The organism is Acrocarpospora pleiomorpha, from assembly GCF_009687885.1.
In the GTDB taxonomy this organism is placed as follows: Bacteria; Actinomycetota; Actinomycetes; order Streptosporangiales; family Streptosporangiaceae; genus Acrocarpospora; species Acrocarpospora pleiomorpha.
In genome coordinates this window covers 31,191-41,642 of sequence record NZ_BLAF01000086.1, presented here as the reverse complement: position 1 = coordinate 41,642, position 10,452 = coordinate 31,191, and the positions used below count along the sequence as shown (strand labels likewise).

Annotated in this window: 4 protein-coding genes; 2 read left to right on the top strand and 2 right to left on the bottom strand. The window is 67.9% G+C overall.

The window, feature by feature from the left end; all coding sequences use genetic code 11:
* The first annotated feature begins 282 nt into the window (after positions 1–282).
* The gene (locus Aple_RS55260; protein WP_246265373.1) at positions 283–4,116 is read left to right on the top strand and encodes an ATP-dependent helicase; all 3,834 of its coding nucleotides are present in this window, start codon (positions 283–285) and stop codon (positions 4,114–4,116) included.
* Positions 4,110–7,349 carry an ATP-dependent helicase gene (locus Aple_RS46200; RefSeq protein ID WP_174889973.1) on the top strand — a complete coding sequence of 1,080 codons (3,240 nt, stop codon included), beginning with the start codon at positions 4,110–4,112 and terminating at the stop codon, positions 7,347–7,349. Before Aple_RS55260 ends, Aple_RS46200 begins: the two co-directional genes overlap by 7 nt.
* On the opposite strand, the gene Aple_RS55880 is transcribed toward Aple_RS46200, so the two are convergent.
* Together Aple_RS55880 and Aple_RS46185 are read right to left on the bottom strand one after the other, a co-directional pair.
* The gene (locus tag Aple_RS55880; protein WP_281361704.1) at positions 7,328–8,893 is read right to left on the bottom strand and encodes a type III PLP-dependent enzyme domain-containing protein; all 1,566 of its coding nucleotides are present in this window, start codon (positions 8,891–8,893) and stop codon (positions 7,328–7,330) included. The genes Aple_RS46200 and Aple_RS55880 overlap by 22 nt on opposite strands.
* Positions 8,890–10,449, bottom strand: a complete 1,560-nt coding sequence (locus Aple_RS46185; protein ID WP_155351151.1) for an IucA/IucC family protein — start codon at positions 10,447–10,449, stop codon at positions 8,890–8,892. Before Aple_RS46185 ends, Aple_RS55880 begins: the two co-directional genes overlap by 4 nt.
* Positions 10,450–10,452: the final 3 nt, after the last annotated feature.

The window sequence follows — 10,452 nt, the reverse complement described above, 5'->3', positions numbered from 1 at the left end:
GGGATGTGTTGTAGGGGTTTGCGCTGGCCGAAGGGCGGGGCGAAGCCCCCGGAGTGGGCAATCCCGGGGGTCGGGGCGGAAGCCCCGGAACAAATCAAGGGTGGGCGGGTGGGAACAACCACGTGCTCCGGCTGCGGTTCGTACGAGAACCACGCGTTGATTGTCCTGAGATAGACCGAAACGGGCTGGGGTCGTGTCGTTGGCGAGTCTGTGGGGGTGGCGGGGTTAGCGTGCCGTCAAGGGTGCACGATCTGTCCCCGCGATCTGGTGGAATGAAGGGCTATGAGTTACCGGCTGGTGCGGCGTGGGGGTGTGGGGCGTGGGGTCGCTCCCGTGCTCGACGAGCATCAGCGTGCCGTGGTGGATCATCGGGGCGGGCCGTTGCTCGTGCTGGCGGGTCCGGGGACCGGTAAGACGACCACCCTAGTGGAGAGTGTCGTCGAGCGGATCGAAAGACGTGGAATCAATCCCGAACGCGTCCTGGTGCTCACCTTCAGCCGCAAAGCCGCCGGTGAACTGCGCGAACGTATCACCGCCCGGCTCCGGAGGACCACCAGAACCCCGCTGGCCCTGACCTTTCACAGCTACGCCTACGCGCTGCTCCGCCGTGAGGCCCTGCTCGCCGATGAGCCTCCGCCCCGCCTGCTGACCGGCCCGGAACAGCTTCTCGAAGTCCGCCGACTCCTGCATGGCGAACTCGAAGACGGTGCCAGGCTCTGGCCGGAACGTATGCGCGAAGGCCTCAAAACCCGAGGTTTCGCCGAAGAACTTCGCGACTTCCTGTCCCGCGCCGCCGAACGTGGCCTGGACGGCGACGCCCTCATCCACCTTGGCAGGACCCACGGCCGCGCCGACTGGGAAGCCGCCGGCCATTTCTCTTACAGGTACGAGGACCGCTTCGACCTCGACCCGACTCCCAGCCTCGACTACGCCGAACTCATCCGCGAATCCGCCGGCCTCCTCAGCCACGGCGAACCCCGCGCTCGCGAACGCGCCGCCTACGACTGGATCTTCGTCGATGAGTACCAGGACACCGACCCCGCCCAGGAGTCCCTCCTTCGCCAACTCGGGGGCCAGGGCCGCAACCTGGTGGCCGTCGGCGACCCCGACCAGTCCATCTACGGCTTCCGCGGTGCCGATGTCCAGGGCATCCTCAAATTTCCCGAGCGTTTCCGTACCATAACCGGCCAAGAGGCCCCAGTGATCGCCCTCCACCTCTCCCGCCGAAGCGGCTCCGACCTCTTGACGGCCTCCCGCCGAATCGCGTCCCGCCTCCCCTCTGCCCCCATGCCCACCAACGAACGAGACCTCTACATCCAGCCCACCCTCTGGGATATCCCAACCGAACCGGGGGTTCTCCCCACACACCCGCCCTTTTTGGACGCTGCCGCTGAGGGCCGCTCCTCGTTCGCCGGGCGTGGGGGTGAGCGCGGCCAGTCTGATGGCGATGCGTGGGTTGGAGGATCCTCCGGCTCTCCGGGCGGGTCTTCTTCATCTGCACCGTCACGTCCACCAATCGAGGGAGGGCCCTCAGCGGCAGCGTCGATAACGGGCGGGGTGGGGAGAAACCCTGTCCGAATCGTAGGGAAGAGGGGCGGCCATCGCGATTTGGTGGCGGCCGATGATGATGAGCCCGGGAGCGTCCGGGTGATCCTGGCGGATAGTGAGAGCCAGGAGGCGGCGGTCGTCGCGGATGTGCTGCGGCGGGCGCATTTGCTTGATGGCGTGCCGTGGTCGCGGATGGCTGTGCTGGTCCGGAGTGCTACCCGGCAGGTGCCGACGTTACGGCGGGCGTTGCTGACGGTGGGGGTTCCCGTCGTGGTGGCGGGGGATGAGGTTCCGCTGATCCAGGAGCCGGGGGTCCGGCCGCTGGTGACGTTGCTCCGGGCCGCGGTCCGGCCTTCGGCGCTGGATGTGGCCACGGCGGAGGAGTTGTTGACCGGGCCGGTGGGAGCCACCGACATGATCGGCGTACGGCGGCTGCGGCGGGCGCTCCGGATCGCGGAACATGAGGCCTTGGCGGCCGCCGCGCACGGGGAGGTGGTCGTGGTGGGCGACAGACCAGCCGTCGTCAGCGCGGGGGAGGAAGGCACCGACAGCCTGGGCGACGGGGAAGCCGATGGTTTGGGCGAGGACGAGAGGGGCGTTCGCGGCCTAGGCGAGCGGGATGCCGGTGATTTGGGTGATCGGAATGCCGATGGTCCGGGCGCGGGGGAGGAAAGTGCCGAGGGTCTCGGTGAGGGGCATGCGGGTGGTTTGGGAGCGGGGGGGAGGGACGCTGGCGGTCTGGGTGAGCGGGATGCCGATGGTTTGAGTGCCGGAGGTGCGGACGGTCTGGGCTCGGCGGAGCAGGGTGCCGACGGTCTGGGGCAGGAGGATGGGGCGCGGCAGCCGTTGTTGCCGTTTGGGATGCGGTCGTCGGATGAGATGCTGATCGCGGCGCTGCGGGATGAGCGGGAGTTGGGGCTGCTGGAGCCGCATGTGGCGGTGCCGGCGGAGCGGGTGGCGCGGTTGTTGAAGGTGGCGCGGGAGGCGGCGCGGAAGTCGGGGACGGCCGAAGAGGTGCTGTGGGAGGTCTGGCAGGCTTCGGGGCTGTCGGAGAAGTGGACGTCGGTCAGTCTGGGCGGGGGAACGCGGGGGGCGCAGGCCGATCGGGATCTGGACGGGGTCGTGTCGCTGTTCGACTACGCGGCCAAGTTCGTGGACCGGCTCCCGAAAGCGGGGATCGAGGTCTTTCTCGATGATCTCGTGGCGCAGGAGATCCCGGCCGACTCGCTGGCCGAGCAGGCGCCCGACGGCGAGGCCGTACGCATTCTCACCGCACACCGCTCCAAAGGGCTCGAATGGGACGTGGTGGTCGTCGCCGGCGTACAGGAAGGGATCTGGCCGGATCTGCGGCTGCGCGGGTCCCTGCTGGGCACTGAGACGCTTGTCGAGGTGGCCGGTGGGTCCGGGCTGGACGGGACCGACGCGGTCAAGGCGGCGCTGGGGTCGAAGATGCTGGCCGAGGAGCGGCGGTTGTTCTACGTGGCCGCCACCCGGGCCAAGCGCAAGCTGGTCGTCACCGCGGTGGGCGGCGAGGACGCCGAGGAGCGGCCGTCCCGGTTCCTGGCCGAACTGCTGCCGGGCGAACTCGAGGCGGCCACCGTGGACGACCGCGCCCGCTGGCTCAGCATGCCCGCCCTGGTCGCCGACCTGCGCGCCACCGTCTGCGACCAGTCCCGCCCGGAACCGCTGCGCCGCGCCGCCGCCCGCCACCTGGCCCGCCTGGCCGAAGCCAAGATCCCCGGCGCCGACCCCAAAACCTGGTATGCCCTGACCGAACTCTCCGACGACCGCCCCCTGGCCTGGCCCGACGACATCGTCCGCATCTCCCCGTCCGCCGTCGAGAATTTCACCAAATGCAGCCTGCGCTGGGTCCTGGAGACAGCGGTCGGCGCGAGCAGCGCCAGCGTCTCGCAGAGCCTCGGCACGATCATCCACGCGATCGCCGTGCTGGCCGCCGAGGACAATCCCGTCGACGCCCTCAGCGGCCGGTTGGACGAGATCTGGGACGAGCTCGACTTCGGCGGCCTCTGGTTCAACCGCAAGCAGCGGCACGTCGCCGAGCAGATGGTCGAACGTTTCCTCCGCTGGCACGCGGAGAACCCCCGCGAACTCATCGCCCCCGAGGAGGCGTTCACCGCCGTCGTCTCCGACGGCGTCGTCATCAAGGGCCGCGTGGACCGCGTCGAACGCGACGGCGAAGGCCGCGCGGTGATCATCGACATCAAGACCGGCACGAGCAAACCCAAAGACGACGAACTCGACCGGCACCCCCAGCTCGGCGTCTACCAGCTCGCCACCCTGCTCGGCGCGTTCAAACGCCACGGCCTGGTCGAGCCCGGCGGCGCCGCGCTTGTGCAACTCGGCAAGGCCGCGGGCAAGGACGCCAAGGAACAGCGCCAGGGCGCGCTCCGCGACGACCCCGACCCCGGCTGGGCCGAGGACCTGGTCACCACCGTGGCCGCCGGGATGTCATCCCAGCTCTTCGTCGCCAAGGTCAACGACGGCTGCCGCACCTGCGCCGCCAAGATCTCCTGCCCGGTCAACGACAGCGGAGGCCAGGTGTGCTGACTCCGGATGAGCTGGCCGTCAAGCTCGGGGTGCTGCCGCCCACGCCCGAGCAGGCCACCGTGATCGAGGCCGACCGCGAGCCGATGGTGGTCGTCGCGGGCGCCGGTTCCGGCAAGAGCGAGACCATGGCCGGGCGCGTGGTCTGGCTGGTCGCCAACGGGTACGCCAGGCCGGAGCAGATCCTCGGGCTGACCTTCACCCGCAAGGCGGCGGGCGAGCTGGCCGAACGGGTGCGCAAACGCCTGACCGGGCTGGTCTCGGCGGGTCTGATCGCCGAGCTGGAGACCGAGCCCACGGTTTCGACATATCACGCGTACGCCGCACGGCTGGTCACCGACCACGCGCTGCGCGAGGCGATGGAACCGACGATGCGGCTGGTGACGCCCGCCGTGGCCTGGCAGCTGGCGTCCCGCGTGGTCGGCCAGTACGACGGCCCGATGGATCACGTCGAGCTTGGCCCGGCCAGCGTGACCGCCGCCGTGCTCGAGCTGGCGGGCGAGCTGTCGGAGCATCTGCGCGAACCGGATGACGTCTACCGCACCGGCGACTGGCTGCGGGAACGGCTGGCGGCGCTGTCCGGGCGGGTCACGTTGCCGCAGCAGAAACCGGTCAAGGTGCAGCTGGTACGGGAGCAGTTGGTGCCGTTGGTTGAGGCGTACCAGCGGGTCAAGCGGCGGCGGGAGGTCATCGACTACGGCGATCAGATGGCGCTGGCGGCGAGGATCGCGGCGAATCATCCGGATGTGGGGGAGCTGGAGCGGGAGCGGTTCACGGTGGTGTTGCTGGATGAGTACCAGGACACCAGTCACGCCCAGCTTGTGCTGCTGCGCGCGCTGTTCGGTGGCGGGCATCCGGTCACCGCCGTTGGCGATCCCTGCCAGTCGATCTACGGCTGGCGGGGCGCGTCGGCGGGGAACCTGACGCGGTTTCCGGAGGATTTCCGTACCTCGCGTGGCGAGCTTGCTCCGATTCGGCAGCTTTCGGTGAGTTTTCGCAACGGTGAGCGCATTCTGGATGTGGCCGCTCGGGTTCAGGTGGAATTGCGCCGGGAGGCGACTGAGGTGCCCGTCCTGGTTCCGGGTGAGAATCGCGCCGATCGGGGTCGCGTGATCTGTGCTTTCCATGAGACCGCCGAGGACGAGGCCGCTTGGATCGCGGAGGGCATCGCTGGGACGCTCGGGCAGGAGACCGCGCCTGACGGCCTTCCGTGGGGGGAGGGCGAACGCGCTAAGGCGAAGTCCAGTGTGTTTGGGGGGGCGAATGCCGTACAACCCCAGGATGTGGCGATTCTTGCGCGCAAACGATCGCAGTTTCCGGCGATCCGGCGTGCGCTGGAAGCGCGGGATATTCCGGTGGAAGTCGTGGGGTTGGGCGGTCTGCTGACCGTGCCCGAAGTGGCGGATATTGTGGCGACGCTTCGGGTTATGTACGACCCGACTGCGGGCGACGCGCTCGTCCGGTTGCTTGCCGGGCCACGTTGGCGGATCGGACCGGCGGACCTGAAGGTGCTCGGGGAGTTGGCCCGGGAGCTGAACCATGACGCCGGGCACCGGCCCGGACAGGACCCCCTGCAGCAGGTTGTCGCCGATCTGGAGGCTGAGCGGGGCAGCCTGATCGATGCGCTGGACGAGTTGCCTGACCAGGAGGAGTGGCGGGCCAGGTTCTCCGAGCTCGCGCAGGAGCGGCTGCCCGCTCTGGCGCTGGAGCTCCGTCTGCTGCGCGCTCACGCCGGGCAGCCGCTGCCTGACCTGATAGGTGAGGTGGAGCGCAGGCTCGGTCTGGATGTGGAGGTGGCCGCCCGGGGTGGCAGCCCGCTGGCGGCTCGCGCCGACCTGGACGCCTTTCAGGACGCGGCCGGGCGGTTCGCCGGTGACGCGGAGGATCCCACGCTGGGCGCGTTCCTCGCTTACATCAAAGCGGCGGAAAGCGAAGAATTCGGCTTGGAGCAGGGTCGAGTCGGTGAGACCAACAGCGTGAAGCTGATGACCGTGCATGCGGCCAAGGGTCTGGAATGGCCGGTCGTCGTTGTGCCTGGCTTGTCCCAGCTGACCACGCAGCGCGGTGGTCTGGGGAAGGGCAGTATCTTTCCGGCGACTCCGGTTACCAACTCGCGGTGGACGGAGAATCCGCGCAAACTTCCCTACGTGCTGCGTGGGGACAGTGCTGATCTGCCCGAGTTGACCGGTCTCGATAAGGAGGCGCTGGCCGATTTCGACGAACGTTGCCGGGAACGGGACCTTCGGGAGGAGCGGCGGCTGGCGTATGTCGGGGTGACTCGTGCGCACTATCTGCTGATCGCCTCCGGTTACCGCTGGGGGAGTTCGTCCAAGCCGCTCGAACCCTCCGAATTCCTTCAGGAGATCAAGGAGCACGCCACCGCCGTGCCGCGCTGGACCGAGGGCGAGGTCGACGAGAACCCGCTGCTGGCGGAGCCGCCGGAGGCCAACTGGCCGCAGGTGGTCGTCCGGGATGCCATCAGGGAGGGGGCCGACATGGTCGCCGAGGCGATGGATGGGTTGTCGGAGGAAGGTCAGGGTGAGGTGAAGGAGTGGGAGCGTGAACGGATGCGCTCGTGGTCGCGCGACACCGAACTCCTGCTCCGCGAACGCGATCGTCGGCGCGAGTCCGGCATTGTCGAACTTCCGGTGCGGCTGTCGGTGTCGTCGCTGGTCACACTTGCCGAGGATCCGTCGGGTTTCGCCAGACAGATCCGCCGTCCGCTGCCGCGCAAACCCGCTCCGCTGGCCCGCCGGGGCACGTCCTTTCACCGCTGGCTGGAGTCCCGCTGGGGACAGCAGCGCCTGCTCGACGACTTCGAACTGCCCGGAGCGGCCGACGCGATCTCCGAGGCTGATCTACGCCTCACGGAGTTGCGCGCCAGGTTCGAGGAAAGCCGCTGGGCCGACCAGACACCGGTCGACCTGGAGGTCCCATTCGAGACCGTGATCGCCGACCGGCTGGTCCGTGGCCGGATGGACGCCGTCTTCCGGGAACGAGACGGATATGTCGTAGTCGACTGGAAGACCGGCGAACGCCCCCGAGGCGGAGCCGCTCGCACGGCCGCGATCCAGCTGGCCGCATATCGGCTGGCCTGGGCGCAACTCTCCCGCACCCCACTGGAGAAGGTCGGCGCCGCCTTCCACTATGTACGGGCGAACCAGACCGTCCGCCCAGTCGACCTCATGGAATCCGAAGACCTAACCGCCCTGATCTACGAAATTCCCGAAATGTAGTGAAAATCAGGCTTTGGGTGCATCAGGAAGTCATGGTGAGAGATATTCCAGGCGTACGCCCCTGCCATCCCAAACGCCACAACATCCCCCACCTCCAACGACACCCTGACCCGCCGCGCGAAGACATCCTTAGGCGTGCACAACTGCCCTACCAGCGTGACCGTCTCTTCGGGCCCTCGTAGAGAGCCTCCAGTCGCGGACATCTCGGGTTGGTTGAAAAAACCTGCAGTTGTGGCGCCTCTTTCGGGCGGGTTGGAGGAGCCCGCAGTTATGGCCCGCTCCTCCGGACGCTCGAAGGAGTCTGCGGTTGTGGCGCCCCTTTCGGGCGGGTTGGAAGAGCTCGCAGTTATCGCCCGCTCCTCCGGATGCTCGAAGGAGCCTGCGGACATCCTCCCCAGACGGTCGGAATAGCCTGCGTTTGTGGACTGCTCCTCCAGGTGGTCAGAAGAGCTGAACACGATGAATGGCTGATTATGGCCCTTGGTGACGGGTGTGCGGAGATGGTGTGTTCCGCCGGTGAGGATGGCGAATAGTTCGCCGTGTACCCGCTTGATGTCGAGGACCTTGGTTAGATACCAGCCGCAATACGCGGTCATCGCTCGTCCGGGTTCGATTCGGAGTTTTTCCGGATACCCGGCCAGACCCCGGCCGTATTCCAGCCAGTCGAATCGTCGTTCCGGGTCCTGGTAGTCCACGGCCATGCCGCCGCCCAGATTGATCTCGGTAGCGCCGATCTGCCGGGCGTACCCGATTATCGCTGTCGCCAGCTTGAGCAGGTCTGGGGCGTCAAGGCCGCTGGCCAGATGCGCATGTAGGCCGCGAAACCGCACCGGACCGCTGATAAGTCGCAGGCATTCCTCGATACCGGTGGGATCCATGCCGAACGGTGTAGCCCCGCCGCCCATGGCGAGGGCGGCTCCGCCCAGTGGCACGTCCAGATTGGCGCGCAGCAGGACGTCCACAGGCTGTGATCGCTGGAGCAGCCGCCGCAATTCACCGGGGCTTTCCACATGAAGCCGGTAAGGGCTGAGATCCAATTCGGCGTCGGTTTTGCCGGGCCCGCCGAAGGCCATCCTGGCTTTCGGCAGCACTGATCGCACGTGTGCGAACTCACCCCCGGATGACACCTCGAACCCATCCACATGCGGCGCGATCACCCGCAACAGCATCGGATCCGGGTTCGCTTTGACGGCGTAATAGATCTCAATCCCCGGCAACGCCCGCCGTATCGCCTCCGCATGCGCGTCCAACCCGGGCAGATCGTAGACATATGCCGGAACGTCCCCCAGTCGCTCGGCATACTCACGAAGGCCTGTCCGGGCATCAAGGGGAGGTCGAGGGATAGACGCGCGATCCGGGTCGACCCGGTCTCGACCGTTGGGGTGGTCGGGTCGCGGGTGATTCCCGCTCTTGATAGTCGGGGCGGTGAGGTCGTCATTGGGTTGCGGGTTCATCCGGTCTTGGCCGTTGGGATCGTCGGGTCGCGGGTGAATCCGGCTCTTGGTGGTCGGGGCGGTGGGGTCGCCGTCGGGTTGGGGGTTCATGCGGGCCTCGACAGTGGGTTGGCCACTGGCACGTAGGTGGCGGTTCGGTCGGCGGCGCGGGACCAGCGGACGGTCAGGTTGGCTTTGGCGGGGAGGGGGACGCCGGCGAGTAGGTCGGCTAGCGGGGGTGGCCAGCCGCGGCTGTCGGCGTAGGAGGTGAGGAGGTCGCGGGCGGCCGCCCACAGGTCGCGGAGCGTGAGGGGGCCTTCGAGGGTGGCTGCGATCTCGGCCAGGTGGTTGACGAACAAGCAGTAGACGACTCGGTTCCAGCCGCGTTCGGCGTCGTACTCCAGTGCGGCCGCCACTTCTGGAGCAAGTCCCGATAAATCATGACCGACGAGTTTCGTCCCTTCCAGGTCGCGAAACACGGCCTCCACCGGCATGCCTTCACTGTCGAGACCGACGAGCACGTTCTGCAGATGCGGCTCCAACACCACCCCATGCCGGAAATATGCATCCAACACGGGCAACGCCACCCGCTCCACATACGCCACCCACCACGCCATCGGATCCGCCCGCCGCGGCTCCCGCACGGCCAGCGCCCCCGCCAGCACCGGCGTCACCCCGCTCCCCGAACGCCCCCACGGACTGCACCGCACCAGCACCCCGAGCCCTTCCAGCAGCGCGGTCCCCAGATCCGCCGACCGATACCCCGGCTCCGGCAGCCACCGCGTCCCCGGAAACGCCTCCGCCAGATCCGCGAACACCGGCTCCAGCCGCCGCGACAACTCCACCGACCCGGACAGCTCATACCAGGCGTTTTTCCGCACGCAGTTGGTGATCCGCACATCCAGGCTGAACTTCAGGCACTTGTCCAGATCCGGCTCGTAGACCGTGCGCACCGACGAGGTGGGCGTCGAAAGTCCGGACGTGAAACCGAGATCGATCAGCCGTCCGTCCATCGGCAGGTCGAGCAGTTCGTACTGCCAGGGGTGAACGGGCAGCAGCACATACCCCTCCGGAGCGGTCCCCAGCCGATCCAGCGCACTCGGGTCGCCCTCCTCGACCACCAGATCGGCCCGAACCCCCAGCAACCGCAACGGAAACCGTGCGTACGCCTCCGGCGCGTAGCTCAGCCAGTCGCCCTTCGCCGCCATCCGCGCCTTGGGCGTGGGATGAAACGCGTGCCCGAAGAGCAGCGACTGCTCGGAAGCGAGCCACGGATCCTGCGACGGCGCGACCTCCTCCCGAACCAGGGCCAGCACCTCCAGTACGGATCTGCTGGACGCCACCTGCTCGGCGAATTCCGGATTGTCCCCACCCAGCTCCGTCATGATCAGCTCGACCAGCGTTGTGGAGCTCAGCGGTTCCCAGACCCCGTCATGCAGCCACTCACCGCGCTCCAGGCGCAACGCGATCCCGCCACTCGTCTGGGTCCGCAACCACCTGCCGCTCAGCTCCAGCAGGAGATGGTCGTCCGACGGCCATACCCGCCCGCGCGGCCCGGCCACTTCACGCACGCAACACCGCAACAGCGCGGCCACCGTGGCTCGCTCCGCGATCTCCGCAGCCGACTCCGCGATCGAGTCGACACGGTCGGCGACAAGGCGGTTCATGGA

What these genes read in the sequence shown, in the direction of transcription:
- Aple_RS55260 (WP_246265373.1), top strand. Translation starts at nt 283, where the DNA reads ATGAGTTACCGGCTGGTGCGGCGTGGGGGTGTGGGGCGTGGGGTCGCT.
- Aple_RS46185 (WP_155351151.1), bottom strand. Translation starts at nt 10,449, where the DNA reads ATGAACCGCCTTGTCGCCGACCGTGTCGACTCGATCGCGGAGTCGGCT.
- Aple_RS55880 (WP_281361704.1), bottom strand. Translation starts at nt 8,893, where the DNA reads ATGAACCCCCAACCCGACGGCGACCCCACCGCCCCGACCACCAAGAGC.